We start from the raw sequence: 22,614 nt of genomic DNA on the forward strand, positions 1-22,614 counted from the left end.
AAAACGCCATCCCGACGCCCTGCCGGGATGGCGTTTTATGGCTTAAGCGTCTTTGCGATCGTCGCGCACTGACGACAACGGACCGTCCAGACTCAACCCCAATTCCTCACCCAGCTTGCGTAACGCCGGCAGCTGTACCGCCATGCTCAGAATGGCGTCCAGGGCCTGATGACTGGCGGAACGCTCGCCCACCCGATTGCCCTCGGCACCCAGTGGCTGTCCCAGGCCGGAAATCTGGTGAATCTTAATCGACTCAATTTTCTCCGCCGGTTTGACCATTTCACTGATGGCCTTGGGCAACGCATCCAAACGTGCCTGCTCGGTTTTCAGAGCCATCAAGCTGTCGCTCATGCCGTTCTCTGCTTGCACCAACGCGCGCCGACCTTCGGCTTCCGCTTCCAGTTCGGCCTGCAAAGCACGCGCGCTGGCAATGCGTGCTGCCGCGGCTTCTTCAGCTTTCAATGCAGCCACGCGTTTGCCGCGTTCGGCTTCACCCACGGCTTTGTCCGTCGCGACCTTTTCTTGAGCGGCCACCGCCTGCGCTTCGATACCATCCAGCCGGATACGCGCCTGGCGTTCGGCTTCGCGCTGGCTGTGCAAATCGATATCGCGTTGCAACGTGGCTTCGGTAATGGCGCGCTCCATCTCAATCCGGCTGGCGGCAATGGTGCGTTCACTGTCCGCTTTGCGTGCAGCGATGTCGGCCAGTTGCGCGGCTTTTAGCAACTCGATTTGCTGCGTCTGTTCGATGCGCGCTTTCTCTTCTTCCAGATCCAGATCGAGCTTTCGCTTCGCCAGCGTCAGCGCCGACTGACGCACCGCCATTTCAGCATCGGCATCGATGTCGGCGCGTTCCTTTTTCGAACGCGCGATCAGCTCTGACAATTTGCGCATACCGGCGGCGTTGAAGGCGTTGTTTTCGTCAAGGTCGGTAAAGGGCGTTTGGTCCATATCGGTCAGCGACACACTTTCCAACATCAGACCGTTGCCTTCGAGTGTGGTCTCCAACGCCGACTTTACCTCGAGTACAAAGTCACTGCGTTTTTCGTGCAGATCATCCAGGCTGTAGCGTGCCGCCACCGCGCGCAACGCATCCACCAGCTTGCCTTCAATTAAATCGCGCAGGCGCGCGGCATCGAAGGTGCGGTTGCCTAACGTCTGTGCCGCTCGGCTCACCGCCGCCCGTTCGCTGCGCACGGCCACGTAAAATTCCACGCCGACGTCGACGCGCAATTTATCCTGAGTGATCAAGGACGCATTACCGCTGCGCTTCACTTCCAGGCGCAACGTCTGCATGTTCACTCGAGTGACGTTATTGAAATACGGCACCGCCAGCAGACCCGCATCGAGCACGACTTTGCGTCCACCAAAACCGGTCCGCACTAACGCCACTTCACTGGTCCCGCGTTGATAAAAACGCGCCAGAATGGCGATGACAATAGCCAGGACGACCAGCGTCACCAGCACCCAAATCAAAGAATTAGCCATGCGGATTCTCCCACTGAGTTTGGCTTGTTGTTATTCATTATTGTCGACATCAGTTAGAAAACCGGCGGGAAGGGCCGGCCGCCGCGATCCATGGTGATCCAGCGCGTTTGCGAAAACGTCTCCAGCGACCAGCGGCCACCGTGATTCCCCAAACCGGACGCCTTCATGCCACCAAAAGGTACGTGCGGTTCGTCGTTTACAGAACTGCAATTGATGTGACACGAACCGGTTTGCAGTTGCCGCGCCATCGCCAGTGCGCGTTCTTCATCGGCGCTGATGATGCCGGACGACAAACCGTATTCGGTGTCGTTGGCAATGCGGATGGCTTCGGCATCGGATGAGAACGGAATCACCGGCACCACCGGGCCAAACGTTTCGTCGCGGTAGAGTGTCATCTCGGGCGTGACCCCGGTGAGGATGGTCGGTTCCACAAAGCGCTCGTGTACCCGACCGCCGAGCCAGACTTTAGCCCCTTTGGCGACGGCGTCATCGATCTGGCTTTTCACTCGCTGCGCCTGACGGTCGTTGATCAGTGGACCAATAACCGCATCCGTATCGGCGGTGTCACCCATTTTCAAACGGGCCGCTCGCTCAACAAAACGACGCAGAAATTCATCGAAAATGTCTTCGTGCACCAAGACCTTTTCCACCGACATGCAGATCTGCCCCTGGTGCATAAAGCTGCCGAAATTGGCGGCACCCAGTGCGCGTTCCATATCGGCATCGGCACGGATGATCAGCGAATCTTTGCCGCCCAGTTCGACACAGGCTTTCTTTAAATGTGCGCCGGCTTTAGCGGCGATGGACCGGCCAACCGGGGTCGAACCGGTAAAAGAAATGCCTTTAATCGACGGATTTTCAATGAGTTCATCACCCACCGCCGCTACCGATTCACGCGAGCACGTAACGACGTTCAGAACACCCGGCGGCACTCCCGCTTCTTCAAACAATTCGGCAAACAACAGCCCCCCAACGTAGGGCGTATCTTCGGACGGCTTCAGCACAATGGTGTTACCGAACGCGCACGGAAACGCCAGGCCGCGCGAAGTCAAAATTAACGGCATATTCCACGGACTGATCACCCCGACCACGCCCATTGGCTGACGAACCGCCAGGCTCACCTTGTTGTGTTCGGACGGCAACACTTCGCCAATGGCGGAATAATTCAACGCCGCAGCGGCACGGAAAACCCCAGCGGTATATCCCACTTCAAACTGGCCTTTGCCGAACCAGCCACCGCCTTCCTGTTGTACGGCTTTAACAATCTCCGGGCGGCGTTTTTCAAACAGCTCAGCCACGTTCAACATATAGGCGGAGCGTTCGGTGTAGGGGCGTTCGGACCAGTCATGAAATGCTTCCTGAGCCGCAGCAATGGCTGCTCGTGTATCGCTGATGCTGGCGTCAAACGGCTGCGCCCAAAGCTCGCCATTGGAAGGATTCACGTCGTCGAAACGACGGTCGCTCGGTCGCCACTGGCCACCGATATACTGACCTTTAATTGGAAACACGGATTGAGTTGGCATGGTATTCGAAAACATAGTCACCTCTGTTCGGATGATTCGTTCGCCGCCTGACGCGCCGATTGTTCAAACCGCGCCAGCATGTCATCGAGTGCGCTGCCGGTTTGCGTTTGGCTGTCGGTGGCTTTGGGACGTTCGGTTTGCGTCGGACTGAGCCAACTTTCACGCTGTTTCAGTTCGGCATTGCGGACCCAGTCAGCCAGATTAACGCCGGCCAGCTGATCGGCACTTTGCGGCGTTTGTCGATCCAGTCCTGCTAATCGCTGGCGGGTATTTTCAACGGCCGGGGCACTGAGTTTAGCGGCGACCGGTTGCTCGGTTTTTGGCACCTCGGCACTGGCCGAACCGCCTAAATAGGCTTGACGCACAGCGGGATCACTCAGCAGATTTTGCGCGCTGTCTTCGGCGGTAATGCGCCCGGTTTCGAGCAGGTAACCTCGGTCGGCAATGCCCAGACTTTGCTTCGCATTTTGTTCGACCAGCAAAATACCCAGTCCGGTTTCACGAACTTTTTTCAGCGTCTTAAACACCTCGCTGGCGAGCAATGGCGATAGACCCAGCGAGGGTTCGTCGAGCATTAAAATGTCCGGCGCCGACATCAGCGCCCGGCCGATGGCCACCATCTGTTGTTCACCACCGCTCATAGTGCGGGCAATTTGCTGGCGACGTTCAATCAGCTTGGGAAACAACTGATAGACCAGGTCGCGTTGTTCGCTTTCACGCACACGGGCGTGAGCCGCATGAGCGCCCAGTGTCAGGTTTTCTTCCACACTCAGATCGCCAAAGATACCGCGACCTTCCGGCACCAAGGCCAGGCCAGACGACACCACCTGATGCGCCCGGAAACCGGAGGTCGCCACACCGCCGATGCTGACGGAACCGCTTTGCCGTTCCACCAGCCCGGCAATGGTGCTAAGCAATGACGACTTACCCGCACCATTGGCGCCCAGAATGACGACGATCTCGCCGGGTTCGACTTCGATCGATACGTTGTCCAGCGCCTGGTGTTTGCCGTAGGCAACACTGACGTTCTGCACCACGAGCCCCTGGGTTGAGTTATTCATAATCTTCTCCCAAATAGGCTTCGATCACCTGAGGATCGGACAACACCTGGGCGGGCGAGCCTTCGGCAATTTTGACGCCGCTGCTCATGACCACGCAGCGATCGCACAGGCTGCGAATGGCGTCCATGACATGCTCCACCAAAATAATGGTGCGACCTTCATCACGCAGCGACCGGATGAGTTCAATACCGGTTTGCAGCTCGGTTGGGTTCAAACCCGCCAGCCATTCATCCAGTAAAATTACGGTCGGATTGGCCGCCAAAGCGCGCGCCAACTCGACACGTTTCTGATCAATGTAGGTGAGGTTGCTCATCGGTTGTTCGGCCGCGTCAGCCAAGCCAACACGCTCCAGCTGGCGCTGAGAATAAACCCGCAACGCCTGCCCCCAAAGCCGTTTATGACCGAAGGTCGCGCCAGCCATAACGTTCTCCAAAACGGTCATCGCAGGAATCACCCGCACTAACTGGAAAGTGCGCGCGACCCCGGCGCGGGCAATTTTTCGCGGCGGTAATTCACTGAGCAGGGTGTCACCCATCATGACGTAACCGCCGGTGACCGGCAGCGCGCCACTGATCAAGTTCATCATGGTGGTTTTACCCGAACCGTTGGGGCCGATCAGGCCGACCACTTCTTGTTCGTGCACCTCAAAGCTGACGTCGTTGACCGCAATTAACCCACCGAATTTTTTGGTGGCCTGCCGCACTTCCAGAGCGATGCGTTTATCCATGATCCACCTCCTGATTGGCGCGCAGTTTGCGGTGCCAGCTTTCCATCACACCGGCAATGCCATTGGGGATGTAAAACACCACCGCCAAAAAGGCGAGGCCCATTAACAAGGTGGTTTGTTCGGGGAAATTTGCCGCAATGAATTCCCACACCAGTGCAAAGGGAATGGCGCCCATAAGCGGCCCCCATAACCGATGTAAGCCGCCCAGCAACGCCATAATGGCCACCATAAAAGACAGCTGCGGATTAAACGCCATGGCCGGTTCGATGTAGACGAAACGCGGCGCCAGAATGGCCCCTACCACCGCAGCCACCGCACCGGACACCATAAACAACGCGATCTTGGCACCGGCCACATGAATGCCCGAATGCTTTGCCACCGTTTCATCGCCACCGATGATGCGAATGGCGAATCCCAGTCGCGACCGCTGAATCAACCAGCCGACAAAAAACACGATGAGCGTGAGCGCCAATAACTGCCAGTAAATGTGGGCTTCGGTGATGTCGGTAAACACATACTTACCGCGTGACCCGCCGAAATTGTTTTGCAGCCAGGTCACCACCTGGCGAATCAATTCGGCCAGACCCAGCGTGAAAATCACGAAATACACACCCGACAATCGCAACGTTGCCCAGCCCACCAGAGCGGCTAATACCGCACCGGCTAACGCGGCTATTAACAGCAACAACGGGTAAGGCACGGCTTCGATGCCCATCGCCAGAATGTAGGTACCCACGCCGTAAAAAGCGGCCGTGGCCAGTGAGATGTAATGCGTCGGACCGGAGAACAACGCCCAGGAAGTTGCCAAGGCAATGTACATGGTCATCGGTACGATCAACGACAACCAACCACCGGCATCGGGCAGCGCCGGCACCCAGGCGAGGACACCATAAACCGCCAGCACCAACAGCCAGCGCAGCGTGCTTTGATTCATGACTGAGACCTCCCGAACAAACCCTGCGGACGGAACAGCAGAATCAATAAAAAGAGCACGTAAGCTGCCGCGAGCGTCAGCCCCGGATCGATCAGTCGGGCAACCAGGGTTTCGGTAATGCCCAACACCAAAGCGGCCACCACTGCGCCGCGAATATCGCCGACACCGCCCATGATGACGATGATCAGCGCCTTCAGCGTGAAGACGATACCGATGGAGGCGTCAAAGGTTAAAAAGGTGCTCAGCACCAGACCGCCGGTTGCGGCAACGGCGCCGCCCAGGGCAAAGGCAAAGGCCGAGGTTTTTTCGACATCGATGGCGACCAGACTGGCGGCTTTCGGGTCAACCGAAATCGCTCGCAATGCCAGACCGGAGCGCGTGTGGTTTAGCCAGATCCACAAGGCACCGCAAATCAATACCGCCATTGCAAAGGCCAGTACTCGGTTCTGGCCGTAACGCGAATCGAAGAGTTCAACCGGCACCGATAAAAAGCTGTAATTAAAAAACTGGCCGCCGAAAATCCACAAAAAAATACCGACCAGCGTGAAGCTCAAACCAAAGGTCGCGAGAATGGAATCCACCTCCAGCTGGCCCCGGTTTTTGGCGCGACGGACCAAGGGTCGCAACAGGAATTGATAGATCAGCCAGTTGGCTATAAAGCCGCCGGGGACGACCACCAACAAAGCCCAATACGGATTCAGCGCCTGAGCGGTGGCAAACCAGAAAGCGGCAAAAGCGCCGGCCACCAGCATTTCACCCAGGGCGAGATTCATGATGCGGGCCACACCGTATTGCAACGACAGCCCCACTGCGATGATGGCGTACACGCCACCGAGCAGTATCCCGGTAATCAGAATTTGCATGACAACACTTACCCAAAGAACGACCTGAAGAACGACGAACCGAAACGCGGGCGATGCCATGGCTGACTTCGCCCGCAGTTACTGTCAGTCGATTGGCTCAGCTTCACCATCCATGCCCTGGGTGGAGCCCAGACCATAGAACTGGCCGCCCTGCCATTGACCCACCGTCCAGTAGTTTTCGATCTGCTGGTCGACGAAATCCCAGTCGCCCATCACGGTGTCAAAGGTGTTGTTCTTGACGTAATCGATAATGGCATCGTGATCCAGACCGACCTCTGCGACAGCTTGCTGCATGACCTGCAAGGAGGCGTACATCACCGCACTGGCCCAGTAGTCCGGCTCCTGACCAGTCACCTCAATGTGGGCTTCGCGGTAGGCCACAAAATCAGGATTTACCGGGTTCACCCCACCAACGCCGTATACACCGTTGATGCTGTCGCCGAAGCGGTTGCGGTAGGCCGGGAAAGCGTTAGCCACGGCGGTGTAGAACAGATCCACCTGCTCATCCAAACCGGCGACCTGTGCTTGCTCGGTCAGCGCGAAGGTGTCCGGCGGATAGGAAAAGGCGACGAACAAGTCCGGCTCGGCGTCCATGGCCGAATTGATGATCGGCGAAACATCCTGAATGGTCGGCGGGTAAGAGGTTTCGTAGACGATGTTAAAACCTTCGTCTTCGAAGACCGTTTTCGCGGCTTTCGCCAGCTCAATACCAAAGGCATCGGCCACGTTGACCAAGGCCAACCGGTTGCCCAGTTCACCGTCGGCTTTCATATCGGCGGCCAGTTTGGCGATGCCCTGAGCGATCGGCGTGGTGGCACCCAGCGTGAAGAACACACCGTCGTAGCGATCGGTCAGCGCATCGGTCTGGTCGGTAATGGCGGTCACGTTCAGCATCGGATAACCGAGGCGATCAAAGATCGGCGCCGCAGCTAAGGCCATACCGGTGCCGTAAGGCGGGATGATTAAATCGGCATCGTCATTGTTCGCCAGCCGCTGTACCGCACGAATGGTTTCGGAGGGGTCGGTGCGGTCATCGTATTCGATGATCTCGACCGGACGACGCAAACCATCGGGCAACAGCAAGCCGCCGGCGTCATTAACCTGGGTGCTCCACAACTGCACGTTCGGCCAGTAAGTGACCGCCGCGCCACCGGCGAGCGGGCCGGTTTTCGGAGCCACCGCTCCAATGCGGATCGGGTCTTCGGCCTGGGCACTCAGCGCCAGGCTGCCAGCCAGGGTGATGACACCCAGCGTTTTCGACATCCATTGCAATCTCATTGCCTTTACCTCTCTTATTGTTATGGCAGGTTTTCTTCTTGTTGTTGGCCACGTCGGGCGAGGCCTGTCTCGACAAACACTCGGGTCTGCCGTTTTGAAAATCGGCGTTCAAGCGGACGCACTTCGCCTGGCCCGGTACGCTCAGGCGACCGGGGTTCATGATTCCTTGGGTGCGAAATGCGCGTTCAACGAATCCTAGAACGGATAGTGACGCTCGCTCATCTGATTGGTGATCCAACGCAGCTCGGTAAACTCATCGATGGCGGCTTTGCTGCCAAAGCGGCCGTAACCGCTGTCTTTAACGCCACCGAAGGGCATCTGTGCCTGATCCTGCACCGTCGGGCTGTTGATGTGACAAATGCCGCTGTCGATGCGCCCGGCCACCGCCAAAGCGCGGTTGAAGTCGCGGCTGAACACCGCCGCTGACAAGCCGTAGCGGCTGTCATTCGCCAGGCGGATAGCATCCTCTTCGTCCTGAGCGCGCAAAACAGAGAGCACTGGGCCAAAGGATTCCTCGCTGTATATCTGCATCGAGGAGGTGACCTGGTCGAGTAAGGTGGCGTCCATTAACACCGAATCCGAGCGACCACCGGCCAGTACCTCAGCCCCCTTACGTGCCGCATCGTCAATCAGGCGATTGAGTCGTTCCAGCGCCGCCTCATTCACCACGCTGCCAAGAATGGTGTTCCCGGCTTCCGGCTTGCCCGCGGTGATGGTGCGCGCCTTTTCGGCCAGTTTGGTGACCAATTTGTCAGCGATACCGGGCGTGACGATTAAGCGCTCGGTCGACATACAGATCTGGCCCTGGTTCATGTAAGCACCAAAGGCCGCCGCGTTCACAGCGGCATCGACGTCGGCGTCATCGAGCACCACCATCGGCGCTTTACCACCGAGTTCGAGCAAGGCGGGTTTGAGGTTGTCGGCGCACAATCCGGCAATGATGCGGCCCACACGTGTTGAACCGGTGAAGTTCACACGCCGTACCGCCGGGTGCTCGATCAGCGCTTTAACAATCTCCGGCGCGTCTTCGGGCGCATTGGTGACCATGTTCAGCGTGCCGTCGGGCAACCCCGCTTCGATCAACGCCTGAGCAATCAGCTGGTGCGTTGCCGGGCAAATTTCCGACGCTTTGAAGACCACCGAATTGCCACAGGCCAACGGCATGGCGACCGATCGCACACCCAGAATAATGGGCGCGTTCCAGGGCGCGATGCCCAGCACCACACCCACTGGCTGGCGCATGCCCATGGCCATCATGCCGGCTTCATCAGACGGAATGATGGCGCCGTCGATCTGAGTGGTCATGCCAGCCGCCTCACGCAGCATCGAGGACGCCAGGTGGATGTTGAACCCACCCCACATGCCCGTGCCGCCCATTTCGGCCATAACCCGTTGCCCCGCTTCGTCGGCCAGCGCGGCCAGATTATCAGCGGCTTTCAACAACACGGTGCGGCGTTCGCCTGGCGTCTTTTGCGACCAGATGGGAAAAGCAGTGGCAGCGGCGTCAGCGGCCGCCCGGGCATCGGCAACCGACGCCGCGGCCGCGGTGGTAACAACGTCACCCGATATGGGATTGCGAACCTGGTAACTGCGATTGTTCTGCGCGTCGACCGGCTTACCAGCCAGCCACATGGGCACTTCGTACATGACACTGTCCTCGACGGATTTTTATCGTTGTATGTCGACTCTGGCGCTTACGGTAGAGAAAAGCGTTGGACAGTAAAACGCTTTTGTATGGTACTTTTACGACGAAAAATTGCACTTTATGCCATATCGATTGGTCAATATATGAACCAAGACGCATTGTCACAGCCCATTCAACGCCATCTCGATGTCATCGATGTGGCCTATCCGCGTTCCGATTTAAGTTGGACCGCACCGCGCCAGGAATGGCGGCATTTTGCCCAATGCATACTGTTGAAATCAGGCTCCGCTCTGGCGCAGTTCAAAGGCGCCAAGCTGCCGCTGAAAGCGCCCGCGCTGGCCTGGTTGCCGGCGGGCATGATGGTGCAGGCGCGATTTGCAGCGGGCAGCCAGGGGATGTTGTTGTCGATTTCAGAAGACTGGTTAATTCCCGCCGTGACCGGTCGCCTCGACCCCGACCTGCCTTACCGGGTCCTGGCCGACACGGTTCATGCCACCCAACCGGAAGATGCCGGATTTTGGGCGCTCATTGAGCCCTGTTTCGCGACCATTCGAGCCGAACTTCAACAAAGCGATATCGGCGCCCGCTCTGTTGTCGCAGCCCAACTGACCACCTTGCTGACTCATCTGCACCGCCTGGATACCGATCGGCCACCCCACCCGGCGTCCGGCGAAACCCGATCCGTGGTCTATCAACGTTTTCTGCAATTGGTGGAACTGCACTTTCGCGAACACTGGAAAGTGCTGGATTACGCCGCCAGCATGGGCGTTACCGAACGTCGCCTGGAAGCAGCGACACAGCGCGATGCCGGTCAATCACCCAGTCGGCTGATTCAACGCAAACTGCTCAGCGAAGCCTGCCAGCGACTGGCGCATTCGCCGTTGTCGGTGGCTGAAGTTGCCTACGGCTTGGGTTTTCGTGACCCCGCCTATTTCAATCGCTTTTTCAAACGTCAGATCGGCGCCGCACCCGGTGCCTGGCGACGGGAAATGCGGGCTAAGGAATTTCACGACGACACCACCTTTGCCGCCTGGCCATAACCACAGCGGCGCCGACCAGCGTCGAGGTCAGTGTGTGCTGAAACGATTCAAACAGAAAACAACGACAGGTTTAGGACGAGCACAACCAGAGACAGCAGAACCATCAACGCCCACCAGCCGACGGCTGGATACACCAAGCAACGAAACACCCTGCTACTGAGTTCGTTCTTTCGGAGTTCCGCGATCAGCGCGGGCACGGCCGACACCATGGCGGCAGCTAAAAGTAATGTGCCCGAGAGGAACCCTTCATCGGCGGGTTGCAGGCGGGGCAAGGCGATGGCAGCCATCACCAGTGCCAGGCTGACCAGCTGAAACCCCCAGGCCAGGATCAGCCAAAAACGCGTCATAAAAAGGCGAAAAATGGCAAGGTCGATACCAGAGTGACCGCGATCAGGCCCGCCAGAATCAACAGGGAGGCCAACGGATTCGCCACCAGCCGCTGCCAGATGGAAGGCACTTCGCCAGCCTGCTGCGCTGCATTATATTCACCACGCAGTCGCGCCTGCCGTTCCTGCTGATAGGCCTCGATCACCGCTCGCGCTTCCGCTTTGCGGCTGTCGTCGATCAACCAGATGCCCGGCATGGAAATGCGCCAGCGACCGGCGCTGGTTTCATAGGTTTCAAAGCCCTGCTCATCGAGCAGTTGGCGCACATCGTCAGCTTCATCGTCAGGGACGTTGTGCAATCGGAATATCAGTTTGGCCATGGCGGTCTCTTGTTCGGCTTGTCAGTGGACGGCGGCGGGCCTATGGTACTCGCCCCGACCGACAGGACCCAGCCCATGTTGTTTTATGGCAGCTCAGACATTGTCACCGAACTGGAATGCCGGCCCCTGGCTAATGGTGAACCCACCGAGCGCGTGCACCTTAAAGGTGGGCCGGTGCTGGTGTTGAGCCAGGGCGCCGTAGCGCTATACAAGGATGCCGCTTCGCCCGATGATCCCTTGGGCAACGGTTTGCTGGCGTTGGTCGAGCTGGATGACGCGCACCGGTTAGCGCCTGCGGGCGAACGCTTTGTGACCGAGCATAAGGCGGGATTTATTGGCCTGGCCGATGGTCAGGCGTTGCTGATCACGCCGGCGGCCATCGTCTTGTACGCCAACCGTGACGACGCCCTGCGTAATCAAAACGCCCGGGCGCGACTGAATTTTGAATAAATCGCATCACGTCTTTAGTGCTATGATGCACCCTTGCTAACTGACTGATTCACAGCGAGAACCCATGCCTACTTTCGACATCGTATCTGAAACCGACGAAGTCGCTCTGCGTCATGCCGTCGATAACGCCAACCGCGAACTGGCTACCCGCTTTGACTTCCGCGGCGTAGAAGCCAGCATTGAACAAAACGGTCTGGAAGTGACGCTGAAAACCGAATCCGATTTTCAGGTTCGTCAGCTGGAAGATCTGTTTCGTAAAGCCTGCACCAAGCACAACGTCAGCGCAGCGGGCGCTGATATCGATGACGAGCCGGTGCATTCCGGTAAGACGTTTGCGCTAACGCTGACTTTTAAGCAAGGCATTGATCAGCCCACGGCGAAGAAGATTGTTAAGCTCATCAAAGACGCCAAACTGAAAGTACAGGCATCGATTCAGGGTGATCAGGTTCGGGTAAACGGCAAGAAGCGCGACGACCTGCAACAAGCCATCGCATTGCTGAAAGACTCCGATATTGACCTGCCATTGCAGTTCAATAATTTCCGCGACTGAACCGCTGTTTCCGTCCGGTCGTTGGCACCGACATCAATCGGTGCAAATGACCGGCGCGGTCTCTTCCAGCCCCATCAATTCAAAATAATTCTGCCCCAGTGCAATGTTGCGAAAGGCGTCGTCATCCAGAAACTGGTTGATGTAGCTGTTGGTTTCGAGCGCGCGTTCGTATTGTGAATAACCGGTGTTTTCTGAGGCGACGATGTCGGTTCCGGTCAGTACTCGTTGCGAATGCTGGTTGAGAAAATCGACGTAAAACGGACGGCGTGTTGGCTCAGAAAAGTAATAGTCGTAGAGCACGCTCCAGGAAATATCGACCCAAAGATTCGGATGAGTTGCCATCATCTCGCTGAGAATTCGGGTGTGCTGGCGCGGCTCCATATCGCGTTGTTCACGTGACATGCCCAGGTGCATCCAGACAATGATGTTGTCGGGGTAACGTTCCAGCACCGCTTGCATCAGAGGCAGGTATTTCAGTGGGTCCTGGTCATTGCCAAAATCCGAATGCAACGCCAATGGCATATTGCGTTCACGCAGCCGCGCCATAAAAGGTGCCCAGGCGTCGATGTCCTCCAAGGTGGCGGGTTCATGCCCCCAGGTAAACAGCGCCTGTTTAACCACATTGGCTTCACCCATCCATTGGAAAAAACCCGGAAATTCGGCGTCTAAAATGTCCATGCGATTCACGATGGTTTCCGGATGCTGCAGATCAGGAAAGGTCATCGATAAGGTCAGCCCGACGTTACGCGACGGATGATCGGCCATGTTTTTGGCGTTGATAAAATCATTTTTCATCGTCGGCATGATGGTGTTGACGTCACAACGCCCGCCATAAAAACAGCCCCAGTCCTGAATACGCGTCTGTCCGATGCCATAGACATTGGCGTATTGAATGCCGGCACGCTCCAGATAACCGATTAATTCTTCATGTGGCAGCGACGGGCCGCTGAAGGGCTGAAAATGCAAATGACTGTCGACCACAAACCGATGCGATTGTTCAGAACGGTCGAAACATTGAGCGGCCTGGGTGCTGGCGGTAACCGCGGTCAGACCTAATACCAGCCAGCGCAAGGTGAGCGTCATTGCCTCTCTCCAACGGCAGAAATGATGACCCAGTGTAACCAAGATCGTGCTTTGGCGGCAGGCTTTACAAGCCTCACCAAAGCGCACTGGCAAGCGTCCGCTTTTTCTCCAATACTGACGCTTCACGCCGACGGATGACTGAGATGCAAGCACATCGTTTTTGGGACCGCATCGCGAATAAATACTATCAACAGCCGGTACCGAGCGAGGCCGACTATCAACGCAAATTGACGCTGATGCGTGAGCACTTCAACGCCGACAGTGAGGTGGTGGAATTCGGCTGTGGCACTGGCACTACGGCGGTGACACAAGCCCCCTTTGTTAAACGACTGCGTGCTGTCGATATCTCCGAGCGCATGTTGGCCATTGCACATCAGCAAGCGGCCGACGCCCACGTCAACAACGTGGAGTTTACCCGCGGCACCTTGTTTGATCTGAACCTGGCCGACAACAGTGTCGACGTTGTCATGGGTATGAGCATTCTGCATTTGTTGCCCAATCGGGAAGAGACACTGGTGGAGGTGCATCGCATTCTGAAACCCGGCGGACAATTTATCAGCAGTACGGCCTGCGTCGGTGAGAAGATGGCGTGGATACGTTATCTGGCGCCCATCGGGCAAAAACTGGGCTTATTGCCGGTGCTGAAAGTGTTCACCATGGATGCGTTACGCCAGGACCTTCGCACGGCCGGCTTTTACCTGGACCAAGACTGGGTGCCCGACAGTTCCCCCATGGTGCTGTTTTCGGTGGCGACCAAAACCGGATCGCCACCGGCCGGTTAGTGATTGGCCGCAATAGGCGGGTGACTGATGCCGCTGCCCATGTTCGATTTGAAATAGTTATTTAGCTGCCACTGATCCGCCGATTTTGAAAACGAATACACCGCGCCAGAGCCGAGCGCCATGCTCGGATGATAGTCCTTGCCGTTCTCATTTAAGCCTGCATCTTCAGCCGCCACACCAACCACCAGGGTGCGTCCGTTGGCGCTCAGGCTGAGCGCATTGCCGAACTGGTCCTTAGCCATTGGTGCGCTGGCTTTTAAATAGGCCGTTTGTTTCCAGTGTGTTTCGCGCCGGTCAAAGACATAGACCGCACCCGCCTGAAGCGCGCTGTTGTCATGTTTACCGCCCGCGCTGTCTTCCCATTGTGCGCTGACTGCCAATGATTTGCCGTCGGCGCTTAACTGCAATTGGCTGCCAAAGCCGTCGTTTTGTTCGCCATTATCTGCTTTGAGATAGGCCTGCTGCTGCCATTGACCGGCGATGAAATCAAACAAATAAACCGCGCCTGCGTTGGTGGCGCTGTTGTCTTGCCCGCCTTGAATTGCGCCAGGTAATCCGGCCTCGCCTTGAGCGCTGACCGCCAGATGCGTGCCGTCGGCACTGAGGCTGACGGCGTTGCCAAAGTTGTCACGCTCGTCACTGTAGTGCGCTGTGAGTTGGCTTTGGGGTTGCCACTGACCCTGGTGGTGCTGAAACAGATACACCACGCCAGTGTTGTGCAGACGTTTGGGTTTTCCATCCACCGTCACTGACCCATCGTGTTGACTGGCCCCGATTGCCAACATCTTTCCGTGCGCGCTGAGACTCAACGCCTGTCCAAAATTTTCCATGGATTCTGTGGTGGGCGCTTTCAGCAATGCCTGTTGTTGCCAGCCGTTACGGTGCCAGCCAAACAGATAAACCGCCCCAGTGTTGTGGCCGGTGTTGTCATCCGGCATGGCGTCACGAGTGCTGTCTTCACCGGGTGCTGTCACTGCCAGGGTGCGGCCATCGGCACTGAGTGTCAGTACCGATCCAAAGCCGTCAAAGCTGTCGGCATTGCTGGCTTTGAGTTGCGTTTCGAAGTGCCAGTGCTGCTGCTTGCGTCGATACAGATAGACCGAGCCCTGGTTGACGCCTTTGCCATAGGCAGCGACGTCATCCAGCTCATCGGTCTGGGAAGCACCGACGGCCAGCACCGAACCATCGGCGCTGAGGCTAAGTCCACTGCCGAAGCGGTCTTCCAACTGACTGTCTTTGGCTTTCAGGAATCCCTGCCGGATCCAACGACCATCGGCTTTGTGATACAGATAAACCGCGCCGGAATTAAGGGCTTTGTTGTTGAATTCATCGCCATTGAATCCACGTGCGTCGCTGTCTTCGCCCGGCGCACTAACCGCCAAGGTGTTGCCATCCGCACTGATCGCTATGGCGGTGCCAAAGGCATCGCCGACCGTGGTCTGTACATCCGGCGCAGGCGGCACAATTCGATCGGTGTCCGCCAGCGCTGTCGTCTGCACTGGCGGCATCGCCGACGATGTTGAATCACAGCCCCCGATCGCAGCCGTGACCAACAGCATTAATGTGAAGCGCCAGGAAGGCGTTAAAAACAATGGGGATCGCATGGGCTTAATCCTGTGCCTGTATTAATGACCGTCATGGTCTCAGGCAAGCGCTGAATTAAGCGTTGTAAAATACGTGGTAATTTTGAGCTATCGTTGTATTAACCGATGATTCGCCATCAAAACGTCGACTAGAAAAGATGAATCGTGCAGCAGCTCTAGCTGCGTGGCGACGGTTCCATCAATGCCTGAAGTAACGCCCGGCCTTCTGGCCAGTCATCCAAACCACTGTCGTGATTGATGTGTCCGCAGTCGCCAAGATTCACTAAGTGACTGCCCCACTGGGTGGCACATTGTTCGGCAAAAGCCGGCTTGGCATAGGGATCGTTGGTACTCATCACCACCGTACTTGGAAACGGCAGCCATTGCGCTGGCACCGGATTAAAACCACGGACGCTGGCCGGAAACTGGTCGCCATTGGGGTCTGGTGGCGCAACCAGCAAGGCTCCCTGGACCTGAGTTAATGGATGCTCGGCGGCCCAAAAAGCAACCGTCAGACACCCCAGGCTGTGTGCCACCAGCCACAATTGTCGGTCGGCATTACGCTGCACCGCGCCCTCCAGCGCTGCCACCCAGGCGGTGCGTTCAGCGTGAATCCAGTCGGTTTGCTCAACCCGTTCAAAGTGCGTGTCCTGCTGCCAGCGACTTTGCCAATGCTGTGGGCCGGAGTCTCCGTAACCAGGAAGGATCAGGCAATGTGGCGTCATAGTCAGGCCTCAGAGTTGGGTCGGACCGTTATTGTCCGTTTGGCTGGGGCAGATGCAAGGCACGGCTGCAGTTAACGGTCGCTGAGTGAACCGGGCTGCCAGACATCTGCCTGGTCGGTCTCTTCGAGAAACCGGGCAGTAATGGCGTCGGTCTCACCACTGACGTGCATGTTTGCGAGCACATCGGCCAACGGCTGAGCCAGATCGGCATGCCGACGGTGTAAGTAGTGATGCAAGGTAAAAGGCGCCACTGCGTTTTCAAGCACCTTTAACTGTGACCAATCGGCATCTTCAAACGGATCGATGCCCTCAATGTTTGAGACCACCAGAATGTCCACCCGATTGCGCAGCAGCATCGGCAAGAATTGTTTGGCATCCGCAATGGTAGTGACCTGCATGCCCGCAGTCGCACGCTCGGCAATCACCACACCGCGTCGAATAGCAATGCGTTGATCTGCCAGCGCGACCGGGTCCCAATGGGTCAGATTTGAATTCCGGGTGACCGCTCGCAACTCACCGCGCAACAGCGGATAGGGCACTTGAACCAGTTCGGGGTAGCGGCCATCCAAGGCGGCGATGCGCATCATGTCCGCATCGGCTTCGCCGTTAATCGCCATGACCAGCGCTCGATTAGCCGGTAAGCGAACGATGTTGATGCGCCAACCCAGCTTGGCGTAAGCCGCCGTCATAATGCGACCGGCCAGTTCTGCACTGGGAATACCAGTGATCGACATAACATTAAGTTCTGGGGTTGTTTCGGCCTGACTGCCGGGAACCAATGCTGCACTGCCCAGCAACAAAAACCCAGCCAGCACGAGCCTGAGGCGCTTCATCCCATCTCCCTGGAATCTGCCTAGATCTGAAACCCAGTCTAGACGAAGTCGGAGATTTCGAGAGCCGCCTTCTGTAAAGGTCAGCCGGCCTGATCGACGCGTTCCATCAACGCGTTAATAAAGCCTTCGCGATCCATCGGTGAGACTAAAAACGTGCGTCCGGTGGTGCGAATTTTAACGCGTCGCAATGACAAGGCCGGTGCGGCGGTGGGGTCATAACTGAGTTGCGCACTGACAATTTCTTCATAGCGAAGCCGCCAGTTGAGCAGCCCTGAACGAATGCTCAATCGATCCGGCTCCAGGCGGTATTCGCACGGCCACAACAGCAATGCCATGACCATCACCACTAACAATTCCAGCAGCACGGCCAACGCGAACCCCAAGGTCGGCACCAGGCTGAGCAAACTGAGGATAAAAGCGCCGGCCAACACCAGCACCAACCAGAGATCCACCCGTGAACGATAACTCATCAGTCGACTCCTTATTCAGCAACGTCAGGCACAGTGCGTTGCGCAGCTGCCCGCAATTCGGGAATGGACGGCAAGATGGCATTGAAGAAAATACGATCGACCACGGATGCCTCGGGATTGTTGTAATAACCCGCCGTCATCACCGCCACCAGGTCAAACTGTGGCGCGATAAATAACGTCTGACCACCATTCCCCCGGGCGGCAATGATGCGCACTGGCTGCAAGCCGTAATCGACCTCGTGCAACCACCAGAGAAAGCCATAGTCGGTACCATCGACCTGCATCTGTGGTGTGGTGGCTTCGGCGATCCAGTTCGGATTCATTAAACGCTCACCCTGCCATTGGCCCTGCTGCAAAATCAGCTGACCTATTTTGACCAGCGCCTGAGGTGTCATCAGCAAATGACCGCCCGTGTCGATTTGGCGATCACCATCAAAGCGCGCCCATCGAACATTGCGAATGCCCAGCGGCGACAATAAGCGTTGCTGCGCGTACTGATCGACCGGCAGACCGGTCGCTTCGCTGATCACCCGACCGAGTGCAACGACACCGCCCGTGCAGTACGCGCTGTACTGGCCCGGTGGTGCAACGCTCTCCAGCGCCAGAAAATACGCCACCCAATCGCGCTGGCGGTACATGCGATCCTCCTGACCGCGGGACTGCCCATCGCGATCGTCACAGTCGAGACCGGACGACATCGTCAGCAGGTGCCGAAGGCTGATGCCGCCTTTATTCTCAACCTGTGGATAGGCCTCGCCCAGATAACCCATCATGGGCTGATCAACATTCAATACAGCGCCGTCATCCACCGCCATACCGGTCAGCAACGACGTGATGCTCTTGGTCACCGAACGTAAGTCATGCGGCGTGTTGGCAGCGTAACCGTTGTAATAACGCTCGTATACCAACTGCCCCTGGCGAGCCACCAGCACCGAATGCAGCTGGTGATCCTCGACCTGCGCCAGATCGGCATCCAGCTGCTGCAGATAATCGTCCACCATACCCACGTCGGCCGGAGTGGCGCTGGGCAACGGATCATCCTCAGCAATAGGAAGCGGTGGCGCGTTCGACGCGCAGGCACTGAGCAACACCATGGCCAGCGCCGCAATCTGAGGTTTCCAGGGCACAATAACGTTCCTTCGGTTATATCAGTAGGACTCATCGCCAGGCGACGGCACGGCAATGACACTGTGCGGTGGCAACACAGCCGACGCCCTAATTGGCAGCAAAGCGGCTAGTTTGGCGTATGCCATGACGCATGACCAGAGACTGCAAATCGGTTGACACTGTCAACTATGACGCGCACAATCCGCCGCGAATAGTTTTGATAAGCGTTCTCATTTATGTCGACACGGCTCAGCGAAAGCCTTCACCAGCTGATGCATGCTTACCGCTCGCAACTGCGCGACACGATTCGCCGTGCGGGTATCGACTGGCCCGTCACGCATATCCGGGTGCTGAAAGGCATTGCTCATCAACCCGGCTGTACGGCTCGGGAAATTGCTGGTGCCATGCGTGCTGACAAAGCGCAAATTACCCGCGCACTCGGTGAATTGCGTGATGCGCAGTTAATCGAAAGTCAGCACAACCCGAACGACCGTCGCAGCCAACTGTTGCAGCTGACGGCCACGGGACGGGCGCTGCGTTTGCAGTTGGAACACGCCGAAGAAGCAGCGGTTGCCCGTTTGACCGACACCTTGAACGCCGACGATCTCACTCAATTTATGTCACTGGCGCAGCGCATGATTACCAATGTGTCACCCGCCAGTTCACCCCAGGAGAGCTCAGCCATGCCTGCACCTGCCCAACGACAACTGGAAGTTATCCGCACGACGGATGTCAGCCCTCATATGAAGCGCGTTACTTTAGGCGGACTGAAAGCAACGGATTTTCCGACCGACCAGGCCAGCGCCTATTTCAAGTTTCTGTTTCCGCGCGAAGGCCACGACAAACCCTTGATGCGCACCTACACCATTCGTCACCAACGCGACGATGAAATCGACGTTGATTTCGCACTGCACGAACCGGCCGGTTTGGCATCGCACTGGGCACAAACCGTCCAGCCCGGTGAGCGCATTGATATCCGCGGTCCGGGTCCGAAAAAGATGGTTAATTTTGAGGCAGACTGGTTTTTACTGGTCGGCGATATGACATCGCTGCCGGCCATCAGCGTCAATCTGGAGCAGTTGCCGGACAACGCTCAAGGACATGTTGTGCTGGAAGTGACCGACAACAGCGACATTCAGCCGTTGCAACATCCGCCTGGCGTGAAACTGCACTGGGTCATCGCCCCCAGCGCCGACCCCAGCGGACAGCGCTTGGTAGATGCAGTGAAACAACTGCCCTGGTTAACGGGAACGCCGTCGGTTTGGGCGGCCTGTGAATTCAATTCCATGCGCGCGTTGCGTCAGCACTTTCGCGAAACAGCCGAGATTCCCAAGAGCCATTTTTATATTTCCAGCTACTGGAAAATGGGCGTTAACGAAGACGACCACAAAACCGTTAAACGCCAAGACACCGAGCAATGGGAACAAAGCGACGGCAACGCCGCTCAATAAGAACGACGGTTCGCTAGCGGCTGAGGAAATCGAGCATCGTTTCGGTGAACACCTGCGCTGCCGGTTCCCGGCCGAACATAATGTGGTTCTGGCTTTCCAAACCGAGAAACTCAGCCTTGGCGACGGCCGTGGCGATGGCCCGACTGGAACTGACGGGAATAGCCCGGTCGCCGAGCGAATGAGCGACCAGAGTCGGTGCCTGAACCTTCGCCAGATGCTCGGTGACATCGGTTTCCCCCACCAGATACAAAATGCGTCGGGCCATGTCCTGAGTGGTGATATCGCGCAGATAGTTGGCAAACCAATTCAACTCACTGATGTTGGTATTGGGCATCAGCAACACCGCCAACAAGCGAATCACAATGGGGTCGTCTTTGTCCCAGCCCACCATGCTCATATCGATCATGGCTTTGGTTTCGCGCGCCGACTCCAAAGAGCGATTGCGCCAACCTACCGGGAAACCACCGAGCAACACCAAATGACTGACCCGCTCGGGATGACGGGCGGCGTATTCGATAGCCACCGACGCCCCTTGCGAAATACCAAACAGAGCAAAACGATCCAGTTGATTGGCATCGACCACGGTCTCCAGATCGCTGACCCAGTCATCGTGCGTAAACCGGCCGATGTCTCGATCCGACAACCCGCACCCTCGCTGGTCATACCGCACCAGCCGATGATTTTGCTCCAAGTCTCGATAGAGCGAACTGTAGGTGGGCGCATCCCAGTCTTGCGTCAAACTGGTGATCCAATGTCCCGCTTGAACCACGGTCGGTCCAGACCCCGTCGACAGATGGGCCAACCGAACGCCATCGGGGGCGGTACAAAACTGTATGGTCTGTCGCGATGCAAATTCTTTCCGGCGCTTCGGAATATCCTGCTTAGCCGCTTCTTGAGCGGCCCGGATAACGGCAGGATCAACCCACTCAACGCCCGCATTTTGGAAGCGTTGGGCGAGTTGCGTGCGCATAGACTGCCACTCAGGCTCTAACCCCAACGTCTCAAGCAGTGTCAATAAATGTCGGGCGGCTTTCGTGTTATAGCTGTCCATGGATTCCCAGGCGCGCGCCCAATGCAATTGTTCATGCTGATTGTATTGAGGGTGCTGTGCCAGCAACGACAACACGCGCAGACGCAATTTCTTAACCGCCAGACGCTCATTGCTCAGCCACTGCTGATACAGCTCCTGATCCGCCAGATCCAAACCATCCAATAAAGGCTCTTGCAGCTTCAGACGCATGCTTTCCAGTTCGTGAGTGGACAGCTGACCCTCATCAAGCTGGGACGCCATAATACGAACATCCACGGCGATATCATCCGACACCAAGGACACACGCTCTCGATCCGCAGCCAATCGCTCTTGATCAGCCTGATTGACCAGTCCACGAATTTTGCTCAGCGACCACCGCAGTGCGCCTCTGGGGTCATCCGGTAATTTCCAGAACACCTCACACAGACGTTCTCGGCGATGGGTTCGAGCAGTCATCACCAGATAAGCAAGCAGGGCTCGTGTCCGTTTGGACGAGGGTAATGCCAGGGTTTGGCCATCCCGGGTAATACTTAATTCACCCAGGGTATTAACAATCAAGTTCACGCTGAATTTCCTACGCACATACAATGCGATTTATCAATTCGACCGTTTCAATCATTCAATAGGTAATCCATTGAAAACGATCACGCAAAATTTTGTGTTTTTAGCACGAATTATCCGGAAATCAGCCCTGATTTTTTGAATAAAATTGATGCTTATAGTGTCGAAACCGATACAGGTCGATCGGTTTTTTTGTTCGTTATATCCTTTCAAAACTACTTGGTTTTATTTCAAACAACAAACTTATCTCACCATTGGCTATCATGATCGGACCACTCTTACTGCGTTTGAAAGCCACTCCCACAGCACTGAACCCTGCCCAAAACCGGGTGAAAATCACAGACTGTAGTCGTGTTCGACCCTGGCAATCCGCACCCGAAAATCACGGTACCATTGATCTCGACCTAATTGCTGCGCCTGACGGTGCTGCGTCTGTTGCTTCCAAGTTCGAATCGATTCCAGACTTGACCAGTACGATACTGTGATGCCAATTTCGCTTCGGGCAGACTCTACGCCGAGGAACCCCGGCTGTTGTTCTGCCAACGTTATCATCTGTTCGGCCATGACTTCATAGCCTGAGACGTCATCACTTAATTCGGACGAAAATATCACGGCGTAATAAGGTGGCTTCGGCGTATTAGCGAACATGATTTTTTAATATACCTTGTGCATCATTCATCGGTTTCGGTTGAACGTTATCGACTTAGCCTGGCCTGCTAAGTTA

General features: G+C 56.7%; 22 protein-coding genes and 1 pseudogene. 5 read left to right on the top strand and 18 right to left on the bottom strand.

All coding sequences use genetic code 11. From position 1 onward, the window contains the following. Nucleotides 1-42: 42 nt before the first annotated feature. The 8 genes and pseudogenes from BGP77_RS03470 to BGP77_RS03505 form a co-directional block, all read right to left on the bottom strand. Nucleotides 43-1,488, bottom strand: coding sequence for a flotillin family protein (locus tag BGP77_RS03470; RefSeq protein WP_108163345.1), 1,446 nt, complete (start codon nt 1,486-1,488; stop codon nt 43-45). A 53-nt stretch (nt 1,489-1,541) separates the two neighbouring features. Then, nucleotides 1,542-3,026 (bottom strand): aldehyde dehydrogenase family protein, encoded by a 1,485-nt coding sequence (locus tag BGP77_RS03475; protein WP_199224186.1) that lies wholly within the window; start codon nt 3,024-3,026, stop codon nt 1,542-1,544. Nucleotides 3,027-3,352: 326 nt separating this feature from the next. Beyond that, nucleotides 3,353-4,072 (bottom strand): annotated as a pseudogene (locus BGP77_RS03480) (ABC transporter ATP-binding protein); the annotation flags it as partial. Further along, nucleotides 4,065-4,799 (bottom strand): ABC transporter ATP-binding protein, encoded by a 735-nt coding sequence (locus BGP77_RS03485; protein WP_108163347.1) that lies wholly within the window; start codon nt 4,797-4,799, stop codon nt 4,065-4,067. The gene BGP77_RS03485 and the pseudogene BGP77_RS03480, both read right to left, overlap by 8 nt. Then, complete coding sequence (locus BGP77_RS03490; protein ID WP_108163348.1) at nt 4,792-5,733, bottom strand: branched-chain amino acid ABC transporter permease; 942 nt, start codon at nt 5,731-5,733, stop codon at nt 4,792-4,794. The genes BGP77_RS03485 and BGP77_RS03490 overlap by 8 nt, the downstream gene beginning before the upstream one ends. After that, complete coding sequence (locus tag BGP77_RS03495) at nt 5,730-6,596, bottom strand: branched-chain amino acid ABC transporter permease (RefSeq protein WP_108163349.1); 867 nt, start codon at nt 6,594-6,596, stop codon at nt 5,730-5,732. Before BGP77_RS03495 ends, BGP77_RS03490 begins: the two co-directional genes overlap by 4 nt. Before the next feature lie 84 nt (nt 6,597-6,680). Continuing rightward, nucleotides 6,681-7,874: an amino acid ABC transporter substrate-binding protein gene (locus BGP77_RS03500; RefSeq protein ID WP_108163350.1), complete on the bottom strand. Its 1,194-nt coding sequence runs from the start codon at nt 7,872-7,874 to the stop codon at nt 6,681-6,683. 195 nt (nt 7,875-8,069) lie between these two features. Beyond that, nucleotides 8,070-9,521 (bottom strand): aldehyde dehydrogenase, encoded by a 1,452-nt coding sequence (locus tag BGP77_RS03505; RefSeq protein WP_108163351.1) that lies wholly within the window; start codon nt 9,519-9,521, stop codon nt 8,070-8,072. Nucleotides 9,522-9,662: 141 nt separating this feature from the next. On the opposite strand from BGP77_RS03505, the gene BGP77_RS03510 reads away from it, so the two are divergent. Further along, the gene (locus BGP77_RS03510) at nt 9,663-10,559 is read left to right on the top strand and encodes a helix-turn-helix domain-containing protein (protein WP_158269256.1); all 897 of its coding nucleotides are present in this window, start codon (nt 9,663-9,665) and stop codon (nt 10,557-10,559) included. A gap of 47 nt (nt 10,560-10,606) precedes the next feature. Here BGP77_RS03510 and BGP77_RS03515 read toward each other — a convergent pair whose 3' ends face one another. Further along, complete coding sequence (locus BGP77_RS03515; protein ID WP_108163353.1) at nt 10,607-10,906, bottom strand: hypothetical protein; 300 nt, start codon at nt 10,904-10,906, stop codon at nt 10,607-10,609. Further along, on the bottom strand, nt 10,903-11,265 hold the full coding sequence (locus BGP77_RS03520) for a DUF6164 family protein (protein ID WP_108163354.1): 363 nt from the start codon (nt 11,263-11,265) through the stop codon (nt 10,903-10,905). The genes BGP77_RS03515 and BGP77_RS03520 overlap by 4 nt, the downstream gene beginning before the upstream one ends. A gap of 75 nt (nt 11,266-11,340) precedes the next feature. On the opposite strand from BGP77_RS03520, the gene BGP77_RS03525 reads away from it, so the two are divergent. Both BGP77_RS03525 and BGP77_RS03530 read left to right on the top strand, forming a co-directional pair. Then, nucleotides 11,341-11,715 carry a hypothetical protein gene (locus BGP77_RS03525; protein WP_108163355.1) on the top strand — a complete coding sequence of 125 codons (375 nt, stop codon included), beginning with the start codon at nt 11,341-11,343 and terminating at the stop codon, nt 11,713-11,715. A 64-nt stretch (nt 11,716-11,779) separates the two neighbouring features. Then, nucleotides 11,780-12,265, top strand: coding sequence for a YajQ family cyclic di-GMP-binding protein (locus BGP77_RS03530; protein ID WP_108163356.1), 486 nt, complete (start codon nt 11,780-11,782; stop codon nt 12,263-12,265). 33 nt (nt 12,266-12,298) lie between these two features. Here BGP77_RS03530 and BGP77_RS03535 read toward each other — a convergent pair whose 3' ends face one another. Next, on the bottom strand, nt 12,299-13,348 hold the full coding sequence (locus BGP77_RS03535; RefSeq protein WP_108163357.1) for an amidohydrolase family protein: 1,050 nt from the start codon (nt 13,346-13,348) through the stop codon (nt 12,299-12,301). Nucleotides 13,349-13,491: 143 nt separating this feature from the next. Between BGP77_RS03535 and BGP77_RS03540 the strand changes: the two genes are divergently transcribed. Further along, a complete protein-coding gene (locus BGP77_RS03540) occupies nt 13,492-14,130 on the top strand; it encodes a class I SAM-dependent methyltransferase (protein ID WP_108163358.1) in 639 nt (212 codons plus the stop codon). On the opposite strand, the gene BGP77_RS03545 is transcribed toward BGP77_RS03540, so the two are convergent. The 5 genes from BGP77_RS03545 to BGP77_RS03565 form a co-directional block, all read right to left on the bottom strand. Further along, complete coding sequence (locus BGP77_RS03545; RefSeq protein ID WP_108163359.1) at nt 14,127-15,734, bottom strand: integrin; 1,608 nt, start codon at nt 15,732-15,734, stop codon at nt 14,127-14,129. The two genes, BGP77_RS03540 and BGP77_RS03545, sit on opposite strands and share 4 nt — an antisense overlap. 155 nt (nt 15,735-15,889) lie before the next feature. Continuing rightward, nucleotides 15,890-16,438, bottom strand: a complete 549-nt coding sequence (locus tag BGP77_RS03550) for an alpha/beta hydrolase (RefSeq protein WP_108163360.1) — start codon at nt 16,436-16,438, stop codon at nt 15,890-15,892. A gap of 71 nt (nt 16,439-16,509) precedes the next feature. Beyond that, the gene (locus tag BGP77_RS03555) at nt 16,510-17,271 is read right to left on the bottom strand and encodes an ABC transporter substrate-binding protein (RefSeq protein WP_108163361.1); all 762 of its coding nucleotides are present in this window, start codon (nt 17,269-17,271) and stop codon (nt 16,510-16,512) included. An 80-nt stretch (nt 17,272-17,351) separates the two neighbouring features. After that, a complete protein-coding gene (locus BGP77_RS03560) occupies nt 17,352-17,741 on the bottom strand; it encodes a PH domain-containing protein (RefSeq protein WP_108163362.1) in 390 nt (129 codons plus the stop codon). Nucleotides 17,742-17,752: 11 nt separating this feature from the next. Then, nucleotides 17,753-18,868 carry a serine hydrolase gene (locus BGP77_RS03565; RefSeq protein WP_108163363.1) on the bottom strand — a complete coding sequence of 372 codons (1,116 nt, stop codon included), beginning with the start codon at nt 18,866-18,868 and terminating at the stop codon, nt 17,753-17,755. 216 nt (nt 18,869-19,084) lie between these two features. Between BGP77_RS03565 and BGP77_RS03570 the strand changes: the two genes are divergently transcribed. Further along, nucleotides 19,085-20,299, top strand: coding sequence for an SIP domain-containing protein (locus BGP77_RS03570; protein ID WP_108163364.1), 1,215 nt, complete (start codon nt 19,085-19,087; stop codon nt 20,297-20,299). Between the two features lie 13 nt (nt 20,300-20,312). Here the strand turns inward: BGP77_RS03570 and BGP77_RS18190 are convergent, their stop codons facing one another. Both BGP77_RS18190 and BGP77_RS03580 read right to left on the bottom strand, forming a co-directional pair. After that, nucleotides 20,313-21,893: an alpha/beta hydrolase gene (locus BGP77_RS18190; RefSeq protein WP_108163365.1), complete on the bottom strand. Its 1,581-nt coding sequence runs from the start codon at nt 21,891-21,893 to the stop codon at nt 20,313-20,315. Between the two features lie 333 nt (nt 21,894-22,226). Further along, a complete protein-coding gene (locus BGP77_RS03580; protein WP_108163366.1) occupies nt 22,227-22,538 on the bottom strand; it encodes an antibiotic biosynthesis monooxygenase in 312 nt (103 codons plus the stop codon). Between the last annotated feature and the right edge of the window lie 76 nt (nt 22,539-22,614).

Source organism: Saccharospirillum sp. MSK14-1 (genome assembly GCF_003054965.1).
Lineage (GTDB): Bacteria > Pseudomonadota > Gammaproteobacteria > Pseudomonadales > Natronospirillaceae > Saccharospirillum.

Bases quoted from the DNA above. Each gene is read 5' to 3' on its own strand.
- BGP77_RS03470 (WP_108163345.1), bottom strand. From the start codon at position 1,488: ATGGCTAATTCTTTGATTTGGGTGCTGGTGACGCTGGTCGTCCTGGCT.
- BGP77_RS03475 (WP_199224186.1), bottom strand. From the start codon at position 3,026: ATGTTTTCGAATACCATGCCAACTCAATCCGTGTTTCCAATTAAAGGT.
- BGP77_RS03485 (WP_108163347.1), bottom strand. From the start codon at position 4,799: ATGGATAAACGCATCGCTCTGGAAGTGCGGCAGGCCACCAAAAAATTC.
- BGP77_RS03490 (WP_108163348.1), bottom strand. From the start codon at position 5,733: ATGAATCAAAGCACGCTGCGCTGGCTGTTGGTGCTGGCGGTTTATGGT.
- BGP77_RS03495 (WP_108163349.1), bottom strand. From the start codon at position 6,596: ATGCAAATTCTGATTACCGGGATACTGCTCGGTGGCGTGTACGCCATC.
- BGP77_RS03500 (WP_108163350.1), bottom strand. From the start codon at position 7,874: ATGAGATTGCAATGGATGTCGAAAACGCTGGGTGTCATCACCCTGGCT.
- BGP77_RS03505 (WP_108163351.1), bottom strand. From the start codon at position 9,521: ATGTACGAAGTGCCCATGTGGCTGGCTGGTAAGCCGGTCGACGCGCAG.
- BGP77_RS03510 (WP_158269256.1), top strand. From the start codon at position 9,663: ATGAACCAAGACGCATTGTCACAGCCCATTCAACGCCATCTCGATGTC.
- BGP77_RS03515 (WP_108163353.1), bottom strand. From the start codon at position 10,906: ATGACGCGTTTTTGGCTGATCCTGGCCTGGGGGTTTCAGCTGGTCAGC.
- BGP77_RS03520 (WP_108163354.1), bottom strand. From the start codon at position 11,265: ATGGCCAAACTGATATTCCGATTGCACAACGTCCCTGACGATGAAGCT.
- BGP77_RS03525 (WP_108163355.1), top strand. From the start codon at position 11,341: ATGTTGTTTTATGGCAGCTCAGACATTGTCACCGAACTGGAATGCCGG.
- BGP77_RS03530 (WP_108163356.1), top strand. From the start codon at position 11,780: ATGCCTACTTTCGACATCGTATCTGAAACCGACGAAGTCGCTCTGCGT.
- BGP77_RS03535 (WP_108163357.1), bottom strand. From the start codon at position 13,348: ATGACGCTCACCTTGCGCTGGCTGGTATTAGGTCTGACCGCGGTTACC.
- BGP77_RS03540 (WP_108163358.1), top strand. From the start codon at position 13,492: ATGCAAGCACATCGTTTTTGGGACCGCATCGCGAATAAATACTATCAA.
- BGP77_RS03545 (WP_108163359.1), bottom strand. From the start codon at position 15,734: ATGCGATCCCCATTGTTTTTAACGCCTTCCTGGCGCTTCACATTAATG.
- BGP77_RS03550 (WP_108163360.1), bottom strand. From the start codon at position 16,438: ATGACGCCACATTGCCTGATCCTTCCTGGTTACGGAGACTCCGGCCCA.
- BGP77_RS03555 (WP_108163361.1), bottom strand. From the start codon at position 17,271: ATGAAGCGCCTCAGGCTCGTGCTGGCTGGGTTTTTGTTGCTGGGCAGT.
- BGP77_RS03560 (WP_108163362.1), bottom strand. From the start codon at position 17,741: ATGAGTTATCGTTCACGGGTGGATCTCTGGTTGGTGCTGGTGTTGGCC.
- BGP77_RS03570 (WP_108163364.1), top strand. From the start codon at position 19,085: ATGTCGACACGGCTCAGCGAAAGCCTTCACCAGCTGATGCATGCTTAC.
- BGP77_RS03580 (WP_108163366.1), bottom strand. From the start codon at position 22,538: ATGTTCGCTAATACGCCGAAGCCACCTTATTACGCCGTGATATTTTCG.